The organism is Apibacter sp. B2966, assembly GCF_011082485.1.
Taxonomy (GTDB): domain Bacteria; phylum Bacteroidota; class Bacteroidia; order Flavobacteriales; family Weeksellaceae; genus Apibacter.
In genome coordinates, this window is the sequence record NZ_CP049714.1 from 370,645 (window position 1) to 390,965 (window position 20,321).

The 20,321-nt window shown below is 28.9% G+C and carries 16 protein-coding genes and 2 tRNA genes; 10 read left to right on the forward strand and 8 right to left on the reverse strand.

Going from position 1 to position 20,321, the window contains the following annotated elements; all coding sequences use genetic code 11:
- Nucleotides 1-105: 105 nt before the first annotated feature.
- The 5 genes from prmA (at nucleotide 106) to G8C43_RS01580 (ending at nucleotide 3,082) form a co-directional block, all read left to right on the forward strand.
- Nucleotides 106-672, forward strand: a complete 567-nt coding sequence (gene prmA, locus G8C43_RS01565; RefSeq protein WP_255490394.1) for a 50S ribosomal protein L11 methyltransferase — start codon at nucleotides 106-108, stop codon at nucleotides 670-672.
- 14 nt (nucleotides 673-686) lie between these two features.
- The gene (locus G8C43_RS09955; protein WP_255490395.1) at nucleotides 687-935 is read left to right on the forward strand and encodes a 50S ribosomal protein L11 methyltransferase; all 249 of its coding nucleotides are present in this window, start codon (nucleotides 687-689) and stop codon (nucleotides 933-935) included.
- Entirely contained in the window at nucleotides 932-1,219 is a 288-nt protein-coding gene (locus G8C43_RS01570) for an ATP-dependent Clp protease adaptor ClpS (RefSeq protein ID WP_166003633.1), read from the forward strand. The genes G8C43_RS09955 and G8C43_RS01570 overlap by 4 nt, the downstream gene beginning before the upstream one ends.
- Before the next feature lie 120 nt (nucleotides 1,220-1,339).
- Entirely contained in the window at nucleotides 1,340-2,086 is a 747-nt protein-coding gene (locus G8C43_RS01575) for an electron transfer flavoprotein subunit beta/FixA family protein (RefSeq protein WP_166003635.1), read from the forward strand.
- A 42-nt stretch (nucleotides 2,087-2,128) separates the two neighbouring features.
- Nucleotides 2,129-3,082 (forward strand): electron transfer flavoprotein subunit alpha/FixB family protein, encoded by a 954-nt coding sequence (locus G8C43_RS01580; RefSeq protein ID WP_166003637.1) that lies wholly within the window; start codon nucleotides 2,129-2,131, stop codon nucleotides 3,080-3,082.
- A gap of 77 nt (nucleotides 3,083-3,159) precedes the next feature.
- Here G8C43_RS01580 and G8C43_RS01585 read toward each other — a convergent pair whose 3' ends face one another.
- The 4 genes from G8C43_RS01585 to G8C43_RS01600 all read right to left on the reverse strand — a co-directional run bounded on the left by G8C43_RS01585 (nucleotide 3,160) and on the right by G8C43_RS01600 (nucleotide 7,042).
- Nucleotides 3,160-3,678 carry a PaaI family thioesterase gene (locus G8C43_RS01585; protein WP_166003639.1) on the reverse strand — a complete coding sequence of 173 codons (519 nt, stop codon included), beginning with the start codon at nucleotides 3,676-3,678 and terminating at the stop codon, nucleotides 3,160-3,162.
- Nucleotides 3,679-3,754: 76 nt separating this feature from the next.
- On the reverse strand, nucleotides 3,755-4,579 hold the full coding sequence (locus G8C43_RS01590) for a hypothetical protein (protein WP_166003641.1): 825 nt from the start codon (nucleotides 4,577-4,579) through the stop codon (nucleotides 3,755-3,757).
- 93 nt (nucleotides 4,580-4,672) lie between these two features.
- Entirely contained in the window at nucleotides 4,673-6,154 is a 1,482-nt protein-coding gene (locus tag G8C43_RS01595; protein WP_166003643.1) for a lipopolysaccharide biosynthesis protein, read from the reverse strand.
- Entirely contained in the window at nucleotides 6,155-7,042 is an 888-nt protein-coding gene (locus G8C43_RS01600; RefSeq protein WP_166003645.1) for a glycosyltransferase, read from the reverse strand.
- A 55-nt stretch (nucleotides 7,043-7,097) separates the two neighbouring features.
- Here G8C43_RS01600 and G8C43_RS01605 point away from each other — a divergent pair, with 55 nt between their 5' ends.
- Nucleotides 7,098-7,814, forward strand: coding sequence for a class I SAM-dependent methyltransferase (locus tag G8C43_RS01605; protein ID WP_160542153.1), 717 nt, complete (start codon nucleotides 7,098-7,100; stop codon nucleotides 7,812-7,814).
- A gap of 42 nt (nucleotides 7,815-7,856) precedes the next feature.
- Here the strand turns inward: G8C43_RS01605 and G8C43_RS01610 are convergent, their stop codons facing one another.
- Entirely contained in the window at nucleotides 7,857-8,711 is an 855-nt protein-coding gene (locus G8C43_RS01610) for a glycosyltransferase family 2 protein (protein WP_166003647.1), read from the reverse strand.
- Between the two features lie 48 nt (nucleotides 8,712-8,759).
- The gene (locus G8C43_RS01615; RefSeq protein ID WP_166005685.1) at nucleotides 8,760-10,262 is read right to left on the reverse strand and encodes a GH3 auxin-responsive promoter family protein; all 1,503 of its coding nucleotides are present in this window, start codon (nucleotides 10,260-10,262) and stop codon (nucleotides 8,760-8,762) included.
- A 194-nt stretch (nucleotides 10,263-10,456) separates the two neighbouring features.
- On the opposite strand from G8C43_RS01615, the gene G8C43_RS01620 reads away from it, so the two are divergent.
- Together G8C43_RS01620 and G8C43_RS01625 are read left to right on the forward strand one after the other, a co-directional pair.
- Nucleotides 10,457-13,906 (forward strand): DUF2723 domain-containing protein, encoded by a 3,450-nt coding sequence (locus G8C43_RS01620; protein WP_166003649.1) that lies wholly within the window; start codon nucleotides 10,457-10,459, stop codon nucleotides 13,904-13,906.
- Between the two features lie 30 nt (nucleotides 13,907-13,936).
- Nucleotides 13,937-14,010 (forward strand) — tRNA-Arg (locus G8C43_RS01625).
- A gap of 277 nt (nucleotides 14,011-14,287) precedes the next feature.
- Here the strand turns inward: G8C43_RS01625 and G8C43_RS01630 are convergent.
- Together G8C43_RS01630 and G8C43_RS01635 are read right to left on the reverse strand one after the other, a co-directional pair.
- Entirely contained in the window at nucleotides 14,288-14,761 is a 474-nt protein-coding gene (locus tag G8C43_RS01630; RefSeq protein ID WP_166003651.1) for a hypothetical protein, read from the reverse strand.
- A gap of 1,805 nt (nucleotides 14,762-16,566) precedes the next feature.
- Nucleotides 16,567-19,011, reverse strand: coding sequence for a heavy metal translocating P-type ATPase (locus tag G8C43_RS01635; protein ID WP_166003652.1), 2,445 nt, complete (start codon nucleotides 19,009-19,011; stop codon nucleotides 16,567-16,569).
- Nucleotides 19,012-19,163: 152 nt separating this feature from the next.
- Between G8C43_RS01635 and G8C43_RS01640 the strand changes: the two genes are divergently transcribed.
- Nucleotides 19,164-19,235, forward strand: a tRNA-Arg gene (locus G8C43_RS01640).
- A 95-nt stretch (nucleotides 19,236-19,330) separates the two neighbouring features.
- Nucleotides 19,331-20,257, forward strand: coding sequence for a tRNA epoxyqueuosine(34) reductase QueG (queG, locus tag G8C43_RS01645; RefSeq protein WP_166003654.1), 927 nt, complete (start codon nucleotides 19,331-19,333; stop codon nucleotides 20,255-20,257).
- The last annotated feature ends 64 nt before the right edge of the window (nucleotides 20,258-20,321 follow it).

Genomic DNA, 20,321 nt, shown 5'->3' on the forward strand with positions numbered 1-20,321 from the left:
AACCATTAACAAAGCGTAGCTATAATATATAACGTGGATGAATTTTATAGATCCTTAAGAAAATAAGCTATTAATTTTTTAAATTTGCGATACTTAAATGATTCCATGAAATATACAGAATACCATTTCAACGTAAAACCATTAGAACCTTGGAGAGACATTTTAATCGCGTTTTTATCAGAGTTGCCTTTTGAAAGTTTTGTTGAAACCGAACAGGGTTTTTTAACTTATATTAAGGTTGAAGAAGAAGATGAGCAATTAATTAAGGAATTACCTATTATGTCTTCTCCTGAAGTTGAAATATCTTACGAAAAAAAATTATCTCCCGATATCAATTGGAATGAAGAATGGGAAAAAAATTTTCCACCGGTAGTCATTGAAGATCAAATTTATTTACATGCAGATTTTCATCCTGTCAGAAACGATCTTCCTTTTTCTATTAAAATTGATCCGAAGATGTCTTTTGGTACGGGGCATCATGAAACCACTTATAACATGCTTCATGCAATGTTGACAATGAATTTCGAAGGTAAAGATGTTTTAGATATGGGCAGCGGAACCGGAGTCTTGGCAATTTTTGCAAAAAAGAGGGGAGCCCATTATGTTGAAGCTATAGATATTGATGAATGGTCTTACGGTAATGCTCTGGAAAATTCTAAAAAAATGAAGTAGATATAGATATTAAATTGGGAGATGCCGATTTATTAGGAAATCACTCATTTGATATAATTTTAGCCAATATCAATAAAAATATTTTATTGAAAGATATGTCAAAATACGTTGAAAATCTGCGCCCCAATGGATACGTTTTGGTAAGTGGTATCTTTGAACATGATTTTGATGACATTATTGCAGAAGCTACCGGGAATGGCTTAAAATTTGTTCAGAAATTAAGTAAAAATAATTGGATTTCAATATTATTAAACAAAATATGATTTACAATAATCGACCCCATTGGAAAGAGCAGGAGAGTGTTGATACGTTGGTAAAAGAAGCTGCTCCTCATGTAATTGTTTTGCATAACGATGATTTTAATACATTTGATTATGTCATCGATTGCTTAATAGAGATATGTGAACATACTTTAGAACAAGCCCAACAATGTACTTTTTTAGTTCATTACAAAGGAAAATGTGAAGTTAAAACCGGATCTTTAGAAAAACTAACTCCGATCCATCAAGCATTATTGAAAAAAGGGCTTTCTTCACAAATTGTCTAAATTATATACACATTCTTATATTTTTTTATTTTATTTACTTTAATTTCTTAGTAAAAGAAGTAAATAAATAAAAATACTTTATTATTTTTACTTAATTTAGTTACAGGAAAAAATACGTTGATGAAAATATTAGTAGCTATTAGTAGCGTACCGGATACTACATCCAAAATTAATTTTACGAATGATCAAAAAGAATTCGATACTAATGGAATTCAATATATAATTAATCCTCAAGATGAATATTGCTTAAGCAAAGCGTTATATTTTCAAGAAAAACAGAGAGCTGAAGTAACCATTGTTACGGTTGGAGATACTACTGTTGAGCCGGTAATGCGCAAGGCCTTGGCAATCGGTGCTAATAATGCCATTCGGGTAAATATTCGACCTACGGATAGTGAATTAGTGGCTAAAGAAATTGCAGCAGTTGCAAAAGAGGGAGCTTATGATTTGATACTTTTAGGTAAAGAATCGATTGATTATAACGGAGGATTGGTTCCGGGTTTAGTGGCCGCTGAATTAGATTACCCATTTGTTAATGCCGTTACCGGTTTGGAAGTTGAAGGAAAAACCATACAGGTGGTACGGGAAATTGATAATGGAAAAGAAACAATTTCAATTGAATTACCTGCTGTTTTAGCAGGTCAAGAAGGTTTTGTTCCTGAAAATCAATTAAAAATTCCTAATATTAGAGGTATTATGACTGCTAAAAATAAACCCTTTACGGTTGTTGAACCTAAATTTTCCGGAAATAAGGTTATCATTGCAGAATTTGAAAAGCCAAAGACAAGATCTCAAGTGGTTTATGTAGATAAAAATAACTTAGATGAATTGGTTCGCTTGCTTCATGAAGAAGCGAAAGTAATTTAAGTATAAACTTACATCAATTTTGTAATACAAACGTTGAAATAAATGATTTACGCATATATAGAAAACTCTAAAGGAAAATATAAAAAAGAAGCCTACGAATTAATAACATACGCTAAAATTTTGGCAGATGAAATTGGAGATTCAGTAACGGCACTAACTATAAATTCTGAGGATTCTTCAGAACAATTATACAAATTTGGAGCAACTAAAGTTATAAATATTCAAGATGATTCTTTGCAATCTTTTAATCCAAAAGTGTACGCTTCGGTTTTATCAAAAATAATTGACGGTAACTTTATTCTTTTTACACATACTAATGAAAGTGTATCTATAGCTCCTTATATTGTCAAAGAAAAATCTGCGGCTTATATTACACAAGCCATTTCGAAGCCGCTGTCAATAACACCATTTAAAGTTAAAAGATCTGTTTTTTCAGGAAAAGGAATTGCTGTCGTTGAAACTCAAGAATCTACTATAGTTTTAACCCTTTCCGTTAATTCTGTGGGAGCAAAAGAAAATCCCGTTACCGGTACAGAAGAAAAAATTACAGTAACCACAGTTGCAGATCCAACGTATCAAGTAAAACAACAAGAAGTAGCTACAGGGAAGTTAGATGTTAAAGTGGCTGAATTGGTAGTTGGAGCGGGTAGAGGAATGAAAGGACCGGAAAACTGGGAAATAATTGAAGATTTAGCAAATGTACTTGGAGCAGCTACAGCTTGTACTAAACCGGTAGCCGATTTAGGATGGAGACCTCATGCCGAACATGTAGGACAAACAGGGAAAACTATTTCTCCTAAACTATATATAGCAATCGGTATTTCGGGAGCTGTTCAACATGTTGCCGGGATTACTAAAAGTAAAACCATAGTCGTTATAAACAACGATCCGCAAGCACCTTTTTTTAAAACGGCTGATTATGGTGTAATTGGTGATTTATTCGAAGTTGTACCGGAATTGACCACAAAATTAAAAGCTTTTAAAGATGCTCATTAATTGTTCGTCTTTACTCTATACTATAATTATATAGAATCAGTTTAATTACAAAGCTGATTCTTTTTATTTATACTTATTTATCTGTGAGTTTTACTTTTTAATTTTGCTTTATAAAACTGACTGTCTGCTATATAGATTTTTTTCTCTAAATAACAATAAATTTGACCTTCTGAATTGGTAATGTTCATTTGCTTTTTGATAAATATTTCATTATCATTTTTAACCATTTCTTTTATCTTTTCTATTTCTTCTTTTTGAAATTCAAATACAGCTATGGCTTTTTTATTAATCGGTCTTATATAATCAACATAAGCAGATTTATCCCAAACGATATAATTAGTTCCCAGAATATGTATGAGCTGCAACATATAGATAGGATCCGTAGCTGAAAGTATGCTTCCGCCAAACATAGTTCCCGAATAGTTTCGGTTTTTGTACGTAAGAGGAATTTCGACTATTATTTTATGTACATCATCTGAAACATATTTGATATTTCCTGTTGTCCTTATGTAAAGAGGAGAAATGTTAAAAAAATATTTATAAATGGTTGAGGGTTTAAACAAAGTAGTTAGGAGCTTATATATTTTTTTGTACATACCAATTGATGTCTTTAACCCTATAAAAATAGAGTTAAATAATTATTTAAACAAATACGATAGAGAAAGTTTACATTTATTGAGGAAAATAAGGCTTGCCAATTTTAGGTGTAATCTTTTTCTCGTTGTTTTTTCTTGATTTGTAGATAAGAATATTTTTATCGAAAATATTTAAAATCTGAAAGTAATTATTATGATCGTAATAAAACTTTAAATTATGATTTAAATAAGCATACAAAATAAAATCATTGATTTCATTTTTTTTCAAACCTAATTCCTCAAAGTAAGGATCTCCAAAATACTCTCTAACATTTTTGATTATGGTTGACTGCTCTTCAAAAATTGATAAACGCTCTTTACGTTTACCCTCTCCGGATATAAAATCCAAAATACCCTCAATACCAAATTTCATGGAATATAACTTTGAAGCTTCGGAATCAACGTCCGTACTTCCATCCATTTTTTGTGATGGATTTAAACTGCCTAATTTTTTTAAAATCTCGTTGGTTTTATTCATCATTGGAATTCGTTTGACATCCAATTCAAGGCTTCCAAAAGTTTTAAAAGGAGTAACATAAATATCCTCTAATTGCTTTTCTTTAAGATCTAATTGAATTTTCATTTGCAAATGATCAAACATGTCTTGGGTAACCAAAATAGTTCTTTTTTCGATATTGAATGATTGAAAAGTAATGGCATCTCCAATAAGTGCAGGAATAGAAAAATTACCGGTTATATCGGTTAACGTTGTGTAATTGGTTGAAAGATTTTTAACATAAATACCGGAAACCATTTCATGATACTTATCAAGAATATATACTTTTCCTTTAATTTGTTTTCTATCTTGAGAAAAGATGATTATGGTAAATAAAAGTAAAAAATAAGTATAGAAAAGTTTCATGTATTGAAATTACCTAACAAAAATACATTAAATACAACAATTATCTATCAACTCATTAAAAATTAATTATTATTATTGAAAAAATTATATATTTTATTTTTTACCCGTCAAAAAAGATTTAATATTTGTGGATAGTATTTCTTTTATCGGAATAAATTTAAATACACTATTGGCAACGAAAAATATGCATAAAATGAGTAGGGGCTTAGTAATTAAATTAAATAAATTATTAGTAAAATCGGGTATATAATTTACTAGTAAAACACCCATTATTCCGGTTAAAATTATATATATATACTCTTTTGAAAACGGGTGAATGCCGAACTTACGATAGTTAAAGCCTAATTTTATTAAATTAAACAATGTTAAAGATAGGGCCGTTGCTAAAGCAATACCTTCGATACCTAATTTGAAATACGAAATAAAAATAATATTTGAAATTATTGTAAATACCGCTAAAAACAGCATTGCGTAAATATTAAATCTAAAATATTTTGAATAGGAAATAATATTACTGTTAAAACCTGTTGCCAAATCAAATAAGGTGGCTGCTCCTAGAATGTAAATAATAACTTTTGCATCCGATAATTCTTTTCCGTTTTTCATGAATAAGAATAGATAGTCTATTCCGACTAAAATACAAGACAACAGGACCGTACCAAATAAGAATAAAAATTTGGATACTTTTTTATAGAAATCATTTAGTTCATCTAATTTATTATTTTCCAGCTTTTCAACAATTATAGGACCTGATATGGTAAAAATACCCATCAATGGAACGGTAAGAAAACCCACAATAGACGTTAAAATAGAGTAGATCCCGTTTTGTTTAAAATCCAATAGTTCAGGAATCATAAGGTTGTCAATTTGTAGAGCCAATCTATTTCCAATACTTCCAAGAACTGAAAATATACAGAAATTTAGTAAGTTGAGTCTAAAATTTTTATCTTTCAATATATCTATCGATCCGCTCTTACGGTCTTTGTTTAATTTTACAAAATAATATATTAGTCCAATCATAGCAATCACAAAAAATGATACGAATATATATAGAGCATTTTTTTGTGATATTCCTATATATACACAGGAAATAAAAGCCGTAAGAGCTCCCAGTTTAGGAAAAAAATTTTCAAAAATTCCGGGAACTGTTATTCTTTTTAAATTAGAGATATATTTTGAAAGTAATTGAGTTAACGCAAGAGACAAAGCGACCGGCAAAACATACTGTTTCATTTTCCAGGAATCAGATTCTTGAATACTTGGAATCACTCGAGTGATTATCCAATATACTAATGAGATAAAAATAAAATTGAGACACACAAACTTAATTGAAGCATAAAGAAAGTCGACCTGTTGATTTTTTGCTTTAAGTTTTTGATGGAATTTTATGTTTGCATAACTAAGTCCAAAAAGGATGAAGGGACAGATCAGTTCAGCAGATGGCTGAATGAACCTTAATTTACCCAAAAATTCAGGATTGGAAGGATAGATAAAAATGGTTGAAAATGTACCCAGTAGAAAACTTAGATAACTAATTAGACTGTATTTTATCCCTTGACGTGCTACTATTCCCATTTAATATATGCTAAATAAGTTTTCCTTTTGTTGTTTACGATTCAATCGGATCTTTTTAGAGAAAAGCAAATGTATATAGTGAATCCCTAATTTATAAAATAATACGGAAGTATTTTTAATAGATAACATTTTAAAATAATACTTAGGTATTCCCCAAACATTAATAAAAGCTTCAAAATATGCTTTGTAAAGATTATTATTTGGATTTAAAAGTATACAATCCAATTTTATTTTTGATAATCTTTGTATTTTACTAAAATCTGTTGTTTTACCTCTATCATGATTAGCTTTAGCTGTAGTAACAATTCCTATTTTTAAGCCGGAATAAATAACTCGATTACAATAATTTTTATCTTCTCCGTAATGGGTGAAATAAGGATTAAAAACACCCGTCTTTTCCAAGCATTTTTTACTAATTAACCAAAAAGCGGCATTAACGAAATTAGTTTCTAAAATAACTTGATTTTTCTTTTTACTTTTCGCTAAATATTCCTTAAAATTAAAATCCATTTCAGAGAAATCATGATTATAATGTATGGGACTTAGTATACCATACTTTGGATTTTTAATGGAAACATCAGCTAAATATTGTAGACAATTTTTGTCTACCCAAGCATCTTGATTAATGAGAAAATAATGGGTATAGTTTTTTTCTTTATATAATTTTTTTAAAAGGATATTGTTAGCTTGTCCAAACCCTATATTACGTCCACTTTCCATATAAGTTACAGCGGGATAATTTTCGACAATTTTTAAAGTGCTATCGGTCGATCCATTGTCTATAAGGTAAATATCTGTATGTATGCTAGATGCCAATAAAGAATCCAAACATTTTTTTATCCATTTTTCCCCATTATATGTAACAATTACACTTACAATGTTGTACATTTACATGATATAAAACCTATTACAAATATATAAATAATAAAATAGTAGAAACCTTATGATTACTAGAGTTGATGTTTTAAATTATTTAATAAAAGTTTATGATGTTAAAAACTATTTGGAAATCGGTGTAAACAGAGGAAAATGTTTTTTTAATATCAAAGGAGCAAAACAAAGAATTGCAGTGGATCCTTATTTTAATTTTAGCTTTATCAAAAAAATTAGATATTTAGTTAAAAATCCCCATAATTTTAAAAACAAATATTTTGAGATGACCAGTGATCGTTTCTTTGACATGCATCATAAATTTCTTAAAAATAATCCGATAAATCTAACCTTTATCGATGGGTTACACACTTTCAGTCAATCTCTCAAAGATACGCTAAATTCGCTTAAGTATTTGTCTGATCAAGGAATTATAATCTTACATGATTGTAATCCTCAGGATAAAATTGCAGCCTTTCCTGCGAGTAATATTGAAGACGCAAGAATTAAATTTTCATCTCATAAAAGTTGGAAAAATATTTGGAACGGCGATGTATGGAAAACGATCGTTTTTCTTAGAAAAAATCATCCAGAATTAACAGTAAGTGTTTTAGATACCGATCATGGATTAGGTGTAGTCAAAAAAATTCCGACACAAGAAGTTTTACCTCCTGTTTTTGATTCAATATCAAATGAAGATATTCCACAATTGGAATACTCTTTTTTGGCTTCACATAGAAAAGAACTTTTAAATCTAGTACCCATTGAAATTTTTTTAGGAAAGGAATAATAATTTTTCATATAAAATAGTATAAAGGGAAAGTTGAAAAGTTTACCTTTTGAATTTTTTAATCATTTCATTCCATCGAAATTTGCGAATGAAATTCATTTCCTCTTGAGTGATCACTCGTTCTTTTTTTTCTTTTTCTAAAGAAATAAAAGTTTTAAATGAAATTATAAAATGTCGTAAAGATTTTTCTTTCCATGAAGATTTTGCACAGGATATAAAGGCTAATTTTTTGGATAGTCCGATATTGTAAAAATATTCACCCAATTTTCGAGATTTAGTTTCTTGATAAACGTATGCAGTTGGTTTTAAATGTTTTACGAAAAGATTCTTTAAGACTTTAACTTCCCAATGATGCATACGTGCAAGTAATATATCGAGATTATCCCAACCCAATGTCATTCGAAGGCCACCAATATCAATAAAACATTCTTTTCTATAGGTTTTTATGGGACCGCGCACGTGATTTTTATTTGAAATATTTTCATAAACCCACTGATTCCCTTTTTTTATGTAAACCAATCCACCGATAATTCCAATTTTTGGATTGTTATGTAATTCATTTATGATTAGTTCAAAATAATTATCAGGGAGAATTATATCGGCGTCCAGTTTAACTAAAACATTATACTGTTTCCAATTAGCTGAATTTAATCCGGCATAAAACGTTTTAACCACTTTTGCACCCGGTATATGTTCGGAGCTATTAATTAAATTAATAAGGCGAAAAGTAGGTTTATCTTTAATAAATTCTTCAATAATTTCTTTTGAATTATCCGTTGAAGAATCATTGACTAAAATCCAATCAATATTTTTATAGGATTGTTCATAGAAAGATTGTAAACATTTCAATATATGTTTAGACTCATTAAATAACGGTATTACAACTAAAATTTTCAAATAGTATGTTCTTTCAATATGATTTTAATTTACTATAACATTTTCATTCTAACTTTTCAAAACATATTTTTCGAGTTTATCGGCAATAGCTCGATCATTAGACAAACGAGGAAGTTTATTTTGACCTCCTAACTTACCGATTTCTTTCATATATTCATTAAATCCACCTTTTTTGATAATTGAAATTTTTAAAGGTCTTAAGATAACACCCGTAATAAGATCATTATAGTAAGAATTTCTTTTTCTAAGAGCCTGATCTAAATTTGATTCAAATTCATCAATGTTGATCGGCGGTTTTTCAAATTCTATGAACCATTCATGATAGGGCAGCCCTTTTGCAGGATTCACCTGAGGAGCAAGAGTAAATTCTTGAACAATACATCCCGTTACTTCCATGGTTTCTTTAATAGCTTCTTCTACTTCGAATGAAATGACATGTTCACCAAATGCAGAAGTAAAATGTTTAGTTCTTCCGGTGACAAGAATTTTATACGGATCTTTACTGATAAATCGGACTAAATCGCCTATTTCATAAGCCCACAATCCGGCATTCGTTGTCAATAGTATAGCATAATCCGTGTTCAATTGCACTTGTTCCAGAGTAAGACGTCTCGGATTATTTTTACCAATATCTACTGAAGGAATAAATTCATAAAAAATACCATGATTCAACATAAGCAACAATCCTTCATGGTCTACATCATCCTGAAAGGCTATAAATCCTTCCGAAGCCGGATAGGTTTGGATAATATCCAACTTTTTACCAATTAATTCATTTATTTTATCTTCATACGGCTTATAATTTACACCCCCCGTTACTAAAAGCTGTAAATTGGGAAAAATTTTACTTATAGATTTACCCGATTTTGCAATCAATCTTTCAAAATACATAACCAGCCATGGAGGAATGCCGCTGATTAAAGTCATATTCTTATCAACAGTTTCCTCTACAATTTTATCAACTTTTGTTTCCCAATCTTCAATGCAATTGGTTTTCCATGAAGGCATACGATTGTATTGAAGATATTTCGGAACAAAATGGGCGGAAATTCCTGACAGCCTTCCCGTCATGATCCCATTATTATTTTCTAAAACAGGACTTCCTTGTAAAAAAATCATTTTACCATTGATAAAATTAGGATTTTTTCTTTTATATATATAGTGAAGTAAAGCACTTTTAGCTCCTTCTATATGAAAGGGCATGGATTCTTTTGTAATAGGAATGTATTTAGTGCCTGAGGTAGTACCAGAGGTTTTTGCAAAATAAAGGGGCTTATTAGGCCATAAAATATTATCTTGTCCCGATTTAATTTTTTCAATATAAGGTCTTAACGTTTCATAATTCTGTACTGGAACATTTTTTTGAAAATCTGATATAGAACTTATTTTAGAAAAAGAGTAATCAACGCCAAAATTTGTATTTAGAGATTCTTTAATGAGTTTTTCAAACCAATAATTTTGTGTTTCCACCGGATTGTCAATCCATTTTTGCTCTTTTTTATTGTGAAGGGATGCCCACCCTTGTGCCAGTTTCTTTTTTAAAAAACCCATGGTAACTAGTATGAATTTATCACGTAACAAATATCGTAATTTAATTTTAGTATGTTAAAATCTAAAGAATAATAAAACTTATAATTTTTTATAAATAACTTTCTAACAATTAATATAAAAAGAGAATAAAATATAAAATGAAAACTTTTAAAAATAATATTATTAGTATATTCGCAAACAAGAATTAAGGTAAAATGAAGTTAAATTACAATAAATTAAATAACCTTACCGGATGGGGTGTTTTTATTATAGCAGCAATAACTTATTTATTAACTATTGAACCCAATTTCAGTTTTTGGGATTGTGGTGAATATATATCTTCAGCGGTTAAGCTGGAAGTTACTCATTCACCGGGAGCCGTATTTTTTCAAATATTGGGTGCCGTTTGGGCGATCTTAGCCTTTGGCGATCCCACCAAATATTCCATAGTTATAAATGCTATGTCTGCTATTATGAGTGCATTTGCCATATTATTTTTATTCTGGACAATTACTCATATGGTTCGTAAAACTCTATTTTTACAAACCGAACCAAAAGAATTTACTTCCTATCAAATCGCTACCATTTTATTAAGCGGGGCAGTAGGGGCGTTAACTTTTACTTTTACCGATACTTTTTGGTTTTCAGCAGTTGAAGGAGAAGTTTATGCGGCGGCTTCCTGTTTTACTGCTTTGCTGTTGTGGCTTATGTGTAAGTGGGAAAATGATTTATCTGATTCACGATCCAATAAGTGGCTTATTTTAATTTCCCTGCTTATCGGTCTGTCTGTTGGAATCCATTTAATGGTCATACTAGTGGTTCCTACGTTAGGATATATTTATTATGCTAAAAAATATACCTTTACTTGGAAAAGTTTTATATGGGCCAATATTGCTATTGGCGGTGTATTTTTAGCCGTTTTTAAAATTATATTTCCTTTTACTATGTCTTTCTTCGGAAAATGTGAAATATTTTTTGTAAATAATCTACAAATGCCATTTAATACGGGTTCGGTAGTGGCATTCATACTTTTAATTGTTGCTTTTTATTTTGCCTTACGATATACATCCAATCATGGATATAAAACAGGAAATACCATTATTTTATCGATTTTGTTTATGCTTATCGGTTTTTCAAGTTGGGTGGTACTTCCCATACGTGCTAAAGCAAATCCTCCTATTAATTTAAATGATCCCGACAATGCAATAGGTATGTTGGATTATTATAACAGGGCTCAATATGGTGATTGGCCGGTGTTTTACGGAGCTAATTATACTGCATATTTAGATCCTAACGGAATTATTGGAACCGAGGATAATGGCCCTATTTATGAAAAGGATGAAAATTCAGGCAGGTATATTGAAACAGGCAGAAGGATTAATTATAAGTTTAATCCGGAGCAAGTCAGTATATTTCCACGAATGTATAATCCTGATCCTAGTGTTATTGAAAATTACGGATTAATGGAAGGATACCCCGATTTTACTTTAAATTCTAAATATATTGGTAATCCTGAAGCACAAAAGGTTTTTGATGAGTTAGTGAGGAAAAAGAAAACGGGAGAAATATCTGTTCGTGATTATCAAATGGCTAAACAAAATGAACTAATTAATGTTAAAAAACCAACCTTAGGCCAAAACTTGGATTTTATGATGACCTATCAAATGGGATATATGTTTATTCGATATTTTCTATGGAATTTTGCCGGTCGTCAAAATGATTTACAAGGAAATTATGAATCTACCAAAGGAAATTGGATCAGCGGTATTAAATTTTTAGATAATTTACGTTTGGGAGACCAAGACAAATTACCTCAAGCATATGTGAACAAAGCTACCAACAAATATTATTTTTTACCATTATTGTTAGGTTTAGTAGGATTCTTTTTTCAACTAAACAGAGATCCGGGTAGAAACTTTTCTTTAATAGCTTTATTTTTATTAGCCAGCGTGGGTATTATCTTATACACCAGTATAAAAGCATTTGAACCCAGGGAACGAGATTATGCGTTAGTGACTTCCTTTTACACTTTTGCTATTTGGATAGGGATGGGAGTGACAGCAATTATGTTTTTATTAAATAAACTTAAACAAAGGCAAATAGGACTTATTATAGGTTTTCTTGCCTTAGGAGTTCCTGTTTTAGTTGGATTCCAAAATTGGGACGATCATGATAGAAGCAGGAGATATACGGCTTATGATTTTTCAAAAAGCTATTTACAAAGTTTAGATGCAAATCATCCTATACTTTTTGTATATGGAGATAACGATACGTATCCTTTATGGGCATTACAAGAAACCGAAGAATTTAGATCAGATGCCAAAGTGGTTAATTTTACTTTGTTGGGTACTGCATGGTATATTGATCAGGTTCAGAGAAGAACTTATAAAGCACCCGGTATTCCTTCTTCTTTATCTCATGAAGAATTCAGAGATGGCGTTAATGATCAGGTTATTTTATTAAATAGAGATTTTTGGAAGCAAATTTTTGATAATCTTCCGGCAGACAGTATACCTGCGGATATTCTTCCATTTAAGAAATATGCAATTTCAGATACTATATCTGCTAAAGAAGCCATTAATTTTCTTAGAAACAAAAAAGAACAATCTGCTATTAAAGATTTATATACATATGTAACCGAAAGGGATTATAGAGGAACAGATGTTGGATTTATTCCAGTTAACAAAATATCTTTGCCTGTAAACAAGGAGAATGCGTTAAAATATGGAATAGTTAAACCCGAAGATTCTAAATTGATGGTAAACAAGTTAGTACTATCAATAAATAAACAAGCTTTATATAAAGACGGTTTAGCTATGTTGGATTTACTTGCCAATTACAATTGGGATCGTTCCATTTATTTTAGTTCAGGGGGAACCTATTCTCAATCTAATATCATGTTTGCACAAAATTACTTAGAGTATCAAGGTTTAATTTCAAAATTAGTACCTATATACACTCCCGAAACCAACAACGGGGAACAAGGAAGAATAAATCCTAATACGATTTATAACTTAGTTATGAATTATAAATTTGGAAATTTAAAAGATCCGAAAGCTTATTTTGATGAAACTTGTAGAAGTAATATTTTAAATTATAGAATGTCTTGTGGAAGAGCTGCTATCGCTTTAGCTAAAAGTGGAGACAAAAAAAGGGCCAATGATATTTTAGAGTTAATCAATAAAGAGATTCCAATATCTATGTATCCTGCTACGCCTTCTTATAATTCTATCATATCCGGTTATTTTCTTATTGGAAAAGAAAAAGAAGGGTTAAAACTAGCAGAAGCATATAAAGATCAAATTTTTAAGGAATTAAAATATTATTTATCATTACCACTACACGATCAAACGTTTGCTACCGATGATATGAGTAAACTATCCAGTTATTATACACTTATTGTTGATAATATTGTAAATACTTATCTGGAATTAAATCAAAGAGATAAAGCTATAGCATATATCACAGAATCAATGAAACCTTTAGATAAAAGATTAAAAACTTTTGAGATGTTAGGTAAAAATAATGCGAAAGATCAAAAAGTATCTCTTCAGAATTTGATGTATTCCTATGGACAGATGCTTCAAGTTTTGCATCCTATTGATTCTGTATATGAAAAAGAAAAAGCTGAAGAAATTTCAAATATTATTATGAAGTTAGACTAAATTATTAGTATACTTGCAGAAAATATTTTCGGCTACGTAGTTCAACTGGATAGAATATCAGATTTCGGCTCTGAGGGTTGGGGGTTCGAATCCCTCCGTGGTCACAAGGCTAAGTCATTGAAATTTAGCGTTTTACCTACTTCTATTAAACACTAAAACAGATAAGAGTATACGAAATTGTATACAGCAAAAACGTTGAAAAAATATACTCTTCTAAAAATTATTCATAATGAATGTGAAAATTTATAGAAACATTATAGTCATGATTTTATACAAGATTTTAGAAATTTAACCATCATATACACTTTATTAGCTATAATTTCTTATTTTCATTTTATTAAAAATTCCTCTGATACAAATATTTAAGGTAAATTAAATAAACTATTTATTGTATTTATAGTATTTATTAGTGATATTTCTATTGATAATATTTAATAGAGAATTTTTCATTTGTTGTGCTTTTACATAGCAAATATTATATATATTATTGGTATTATTAACCATTTTTTTTTGAAAAAAAAACATTTTTTTAGGGTTAAAACATTCTATTTTAATAAAAGAATAATCTACATTATGGGTGAATATTGTTAAATCTATTTTTGTTATAAATTTAATTTCTTCTTGTTTTTTTCTTGAAGTATTTACTGAAATACCCGCTTTTCTTGAACTTCGTATAGTATTATATGTTTCGCTTTTAATATTATGTGATGGAATTGTAACAGTAACATTTTTAAGATCTTTAAAATCTAAAATAATAGGTGGTAAATTTTCCGATAAAATAGCAATTTTTTTTCGATTTTCATTTATATAAATCGCATAGAAATTTTTATAACCATAAAATGTAGTTGTAGGCAAAAAACATTTTTCAAATTTTAATAATTTTTTTTTATTAATACTATAATTAGATATAACAATTATTCTGTATATAAATACTAGAGTTGCTATTATTATTAATAATATTATGCTTATGCTAATTAATTGTTCATAATTTTTCCAGTCCATTATTGTTAAATTTTAGATAATTATAATTTAATAGTTTTTTTATAATTTAATTTAAAATATTTTACTAATATATATTATTAAAATAAATATTTAGAATTATTTAATTGTTAAGTTAGAGTATTGATAAAGATTTTTATAAAAGTTATTATAGTATTTATTACATTTTATTAAGATCGCTTTTAAAAGATCAATATTTTATTTTAAACTATATTATCGAATATTTATATACTCCTATTAAATATATTCAAACAATACAATTTGAATTAAAGAATTTATATATTACAACTTAAAAAATACATCTCTTTTTAATATATAAATTCTTATTTTTTTTCAAATATATAAATTATTTTATTTATTTAGCTTAATAAAAGAAAAAAATTTTTTTTTTAATACAAATATTTAATGATATCTTAAACATTGCTTTATTCATAAGAGATAAATCATATATTAACTATATTAAAAATTTGATATCTCTTGTATAAATATTTTTTAAACGTTTTATCAAAATACATTGATTAAATTAAAATAATTGGTTATGTAATCATATTTAATAAAAAGGAAGAAAAACTTTGTCTGAACTTAAAAGTAATTTTAGATTTTAATATTCTAACAAATTAAATACAATAAATAAAGAATTAAGATAGCTAAGTTGGGTACATAACATTTTGACTAAAACATGGAATTATATTTGTATAAATATAAATAACACATATTAATTAAAAAATCCTGAGTTTTTATCTCAGGATTTTCTAAAGACTAATCAGATGGTTCTGCAAGTGATATATTTTACATTAAATTCAAATTATATATATAACTCTTACTATTGAAAAATAACTTGTATATGATATTTTTTGAAGTTATAAAAAAATAAAAAGGTTAGATTACGGAATTCCGTAAAATAAAAAATAATTTTTTAGTAAATTAGACTTTTCTTACTATGGAAGTGACATTATTATATGTTATTTATTTTTTAAAACATATTTTTTACTATAAGTCATTTATATTATTAGATAGGATAAATTAATATTATATTACATAGTTAATTTTAAATATTGATAAAATTTTTTTATTAATAAAGTAAGCTTAAAAAGCTGTTAACTAATATTTGTAAAAATCTTCTTTGGGTAGTAGAGGATCAATTTTGTTAAATATATACCTTCACTATTTTAAATTAATACTTAGCATTCTTCACTGCATTTTATCATAAAAAAACTAAATTTTATTTTTAATAATTTTTACAGTTTAAATAAATAAAATAATAATATGAATTATATAAAAAATAATAAATATTTTTTGATTAAATCATAATAAAATTTTATAAGATTTAAATATGATAAATACTATATTTATATAAATAAAATAATTTTATATATTTGTAGTATTAAAATAACAGATAGTTAATTTATTTTAATTTTTATATAACTGAATTTAGTATAAACCTTAAACACTAAACTTTATGAAGCATATTAGACCCTCTATTTCATTACTCACCTTAATTTATTTTATAGCAATGATTTTTGCTGTATATGTTAGTATACGTATTTTAATTAGATAATAAAATAATTATAGATTAATTTTATTTTTTGAGTTTTGTATTATAGCCTCCTATTATAGGAGGCTCTTTTAATTTGTTAAAAAAGGAAATAATTATTCAACAGTTATTTTTTTAATTTTAAAAGCAAACTGTTACTAACCACACTAACGCTGCTTAAAGCCATGGCAGCACCGGCAACCATTGGATTTAATAAAAAGCCATTGATAGGAAATAATATACCCGCAGCGATAGGAATACCTATTATATTATAAATAAATGCCCAAAATAAATTTTGTTTAATAGTTTTAACCGTTTGCTTGGAAAGTTTAATTGCCTCAGGTATTTTTTGAAGATCTCCTGAAATTATAGTCATTTTAGCAACATCAATGGCAATATCAGATCCACGACCCATTGCGATACTAACATCCGCTTGGGCTAGGGCAGCACTATCATTAATACCATCACCAACCATAGCCACAATTTTATTGTTAGGCGAAGCTTGAAGTTTTTTTATATAATCAATTTTATCCTGTGGAGAAACCTCGGCTTTAAATATGTTAATTCCTGTTTCCTTAGCTACATAATTAGCTGTAGTAGGATTATCTCCCGTTAGCATATGAACCTCAATTCCTAACATTTTAATCTGCTTAATAGCAGTTAGAGAAGTAGGTTTAATCTTATCTGAAATGGATATTCCTGCAAGTATAGTATTTTCATTAGCAAATAAAATAGTAGTAGTAGCTTGTTTAAATTTATTATCCAACCAATTTTTAACTTCTTTATCGATAGGAACTGTATTTTTAGATAACAAAGTAAGATTTCCAATAAAATATTTTTGATTATTGTAAATACCAATAATTCCTTGCCCTGATGCATTTGTAATTTCCATATCAGGAATAAAAGTTATGCTTTTATCATTCAAATAACTTACAATAGCTCCGGCTAAGGGATGTTCAGAGGAACGTTCAATACTATATAAAATATTTTTTTCAAGATCATGCATTGAAGTAAACCACTTGAAATCTTCAACCTGAGGTTTACCTTCTGTAATCGTACCGGTTTTATCCAAAACTATCGCATTTATATTTTTGGTATTTTCCAAACTTTCTGCATCTTTAATTAAAATACCTTTTTCCGCACCTTTACCGATACCAACCATAATGGCTGTTGGAGTTGCTAAACCTAAAGCACACGGACAAGCAATAACCAATACGGTTACAAAGCTTTGAAAACCATAAATTATCCCTTGTTTACCACCGAAAATAATCCAAATAATCAACGATAAACAAGCAATAATAAAAACTGTGGGAACAAAAATTCCGGCAATTTTATCAACCAATTTTTGAACGGGAGCTTTACTGCCTTGGGCTTCTTGCACCGTCTGAATAATTTGAGATAAAAGAGTGTCTTTACCCACTTTATCTGCATGGAATTGAAAACTTCCTTTCTGATTAATCGTTCCTGCAAATACTTTTGAACCTTTAACTTTTTCAATTGGAATGGGCTCACCACTGATCATACTTTCATCAACATACGAATTACCCGAAAGAACAGTTCCATCCACCGCAATCTTTTCACCCGGTTTAACTAAAATGGTCATTCCAATAGAAACTGACTTAATGGGAATTTCATTTTGCTCATTTCCTTGAATTACAGTAACTGTTTTAGGTTGTAAACCTATTAACTTCTTGATGGCATATGAAGTATTTCCTTTTGCTTTTTCTTCTAATATTTTACCTAATAAAACGAATGCAATAACTACAGCCGAAGCTTCAAAATATACATGCGGTTGCAATCCGCGTTTAATCCAAAACGAAGGAAATAATGTATTAAAAACGCTAAAAATGTATGCGGTTCCCGTACTTACAGCTACCAGGGTATCCATATTGGCGGATCTATGTTTTGCTTGTTTATAAGCTCCGGTAAAAAATTGTTTTCCAAAAATAAAAACAACCGGAGTAGCTAAGATCCACATGATGTAATTTGCCCAATGTTGATGCATGAGTGAAGGTGTCATTCCTATAATTAATAAAGGAATGGAAAAAATCATGGCACCGATGGTTTTCCTTTTTAGAGCTTTGTAATGATTTTTTTGTATTTCTTCCAATGAATTTTGCGAATCATCATTTTCTTTAATAATCAAATCATAACCGGCTTCTTGGAGAGAGTCTTTCAATTTTTGCGGGTTTATCATTGAAGGTATGTATTCAATGTATGCCATTTCATTTGCATAATTTACCGAGGCGTTTATCACGCCCGGTTGCATTTTAAGAATATTTTGACTGCTATTGGCACAAGATGCGCAACTTAAGTTGATTAAAGGAAAGTTGTTTTTGGTAACCGGAACTTTAACTTGTAATTCTGTGAGAATCGGAACAGCCTTGGCTATGGCTTCATCAGGGTATTTACTGGTTATACGGATCCTATGATTATTTATTTCTAAATTACAGGTATCAATTTCTTTTATAGATTGTAATGCATGGGTAATCTTGGAAATATCAGATTCGTTAATGTCATTATTGAAGGGTATGTAAAAATATACCGGATTATTTTTTTTAGAAGAATTCATAATTTTATTTCAGACTGAATATAAATTTAACTATCTATTTACCTATACAAAAGTAGGTTGAAAAGTATTGGAATATGTTATACAATTATGGAATAAATTTATAGTACAAAATTTCCATAGTTTTTCATATTTTTGCAAAAGATTTTAAAAAAGGCCTCATAGTTCAATGGATAGAACAAAAGTTTCCTAAACTTTAGATGTGAGTTCGATCCTCGCTGGGGCTACTATGAAAAAGACTTAATCTATTGTTTGCAGTATTTTGAGTCTTTTTTTATATACTTGACCTTCACCATTATAATTTATCTATACTACGAAACAATTGAATAAAGAGCAACTTACATATTTCATAAAAGAAAAAGCCAAAGAATATTCTTTTATAGGATGTGGGATCTCTCGTTCAAGATTTTTGGAAGAAGAAGCTCCAAAATTAGAAAAATGGCTTAAAGAAGGTTATCATGGAAACATGAAATATTTAGAAAATAACTTTGATAAAAGGCTTAATCCCGGATTACTTGTAGACGGTGCAAAATCAGTTATTTCCTTCTTATATAATTATTACCCGCAAGAAAAACAAAATACGGAAAGTTACCGTATTGCCAAATATGCATATGGAGAAGATTATCATTTAGTAATACGTAAAAAATTACAAAAATTTGTAGAAGAAATCCAAAATAAAGTTGGTCAATTTTCCTATAGAGTATTCACAGATTCGGCTCCCGTGATGGAAAGAACATGGGCGCAAAAATCCGGCTTAGGTTGGATCGGAAAAAACTCACTCTTATTATCCAAACAAAAAGGTTCATTTTTTTTTCTTGCTGAAATCATTTGCGACCTCGAATTGAACTATGATGAAGCTTTTCCAACCAATCATTGCGGAAGCTGTACCCGTTGCATGGATGCTTGTCCCACCCAAGCCATCATATCCGAAAGGGTCATAGATTCCACAAAATGTATATCCTATTTAACCATAGAATTAAAAGATCAGATCGGAGAGGAGTTTAATGGAAAATTGAAAGATTGGATTTTTGGATGCGATATTTGTCAGGATGTTTGTCCGTGGAATAGATTTTCTACACCGCATACAGAAGATAAATTTAATCCGCATCCCGATTTGTTATCATACACTAAAAATGATTGGAATGATATTAATGAAGAAGCCTTTAAAATACTATTTAAAAATTCAGCTGTTAAACGAACCAAATTTTCAGGTTTTCAAAGAAATATTTTTTTTAACAAAAAAACATAGCCGTATCTACTTAATTATTCTTATATACGGGTTTAAAATAAAAAACTGTAAATATTAAATACTG

Coding starts and splice junctions, on each gene's coding strand:
- prmA (WP_255490394.1), top strand. CDS start 106: ATGAAATATACAGAATACCATTTCAACGTAAAACCATTAGAACCTTGG.
- G8C43_RS01570 (WP_166003633.1), top strand. CDS start 932: ATGATTTACAATAATCGACCCCATTGGAAAGAGCAGGAGAGTGTTGAT.
- G8C43_RS01575 (WP_166003635.1), top strand. CDS start 1,340: ATGAAAATATTAGTAGCTATTAGTAGCGTACCGGATACTACATCCAAA.
- G8C43_RS01580 (WP_166003637.1), top strand. CDS start 2,129: ATGATTTACGCATATATAGAAAACTCTAAAGGAAAATATAAAAAAGAA.
- G8C43_RS01585 (WP_166003639.1), bottom strand. CDS start 3,678: ATGTACAAAAAAATATATAAGCTCCTAACTACTTTGTTTAAACCCTCA.
- G8C43_RS01590 (WP_166003641.1), bottom strand. CDS start 4,579: ATGAAACTTTTCTATACTTATTTTTTACTTTTATTTACCATAATCATC.
- G8C43_RS01595 (WP_166003643.1), bottom strand. CDS start 6,154: ATGGGAATAGTAGCACGTCAAGGGATAAAATACAGTCTAATTAGTTAT.
- G8C43_RS01600 (WP_166003645.1), bottom strand. CDS start 7,042: ATGTACAACATTGTAAGTGTAATTGTTACATATAATGGGGAAAAATGG.
- G8C43_RS01605 (WP_160542153.1), top strand. CDS start 7,098: ATGATTACTAGAGTTGATGTTTTAAATTATTTAATAAAAGTTTATGAT.
- G8C43_RS01615 (WP_166005685.1), bottom strand. CDS start 10,262: ATGGGTTTTTTAAAAAAGAAACTGGCACAAGGGTGGGCATCCCTTCAC.
- G8C43_RS01620 (WP_166003649.1), top strand. CDS start 10,457: ATGAAGTTAAATTACAATAAATTAAATAACCTTACCGGATGGGGTGTT.
- G8C43_RS01635 (WP_166003652.1), bottom strand. CDS start 19,011: ATGAATTCTTCTAAAAAAAATAATCCGGTATATTTTTACATACCCTTC.